General features: G+C 49.6%; 1 protein-coding gene. It reads left to right on the forward strand.

Annotated features, from left to right (window positions below):
- Nucleotides 1-488: AAA family ATPase (locus RZA33_RS19360; protein ID WP_317509431.1), on the forward strand; the 488-nt coding region annotated here is incomplete at both ends.

Below are 488 nucleotides of genomic sequence, written 5' to 3' on the forward strand. Positions count from 1 at the left end.
CGGGAAAGGGGCTACTACTACGTTGATAAAACACCCGATATTCACCGCCTAACGGAAGAGGGGAAGTACTTTTTCCTTTCCCGCCCGCGTCGGTTCGGCAAAAGCCTGCTGCTGGATACGTTACGCTGCCTGTTTGAAGGCCGCGAAGCGCTGTTTGAGGGGTTATACATCCACGATAAATGGGATTGGGAAGCTCAGCATCCGGTGATTCGTATAGGCTTTGCCGATGGCCATTTAGTCAGTCGCGAAGCATTGGATATTCATATTCATGAGTTGCTGCGAGCGGAAGCCGAGCGCTTGGGCATTACTTTCCAGAATACATCGATAGCCGGCTGTTTTCGTGAGCTTATCCATAAAGCGCATCAACACAGCGGTGAACGCGTCGTTGTACTGATCGATGAATACGATAAACCCATTCTAGATAATATATTGCTTCCAGAACGAGCACGGGAGTTGCGCGAAGGGTTAAAAAACCTTTACAGCGTGCT

The organism is Halovibrio sp. HP20-59 (assembly GCF_033052795.2).
GTDB lineage: Bacteria > Pseudomonadota > Gammaproteobacteria > Pseudomonadales > Halomonadaceae > Vreelandella.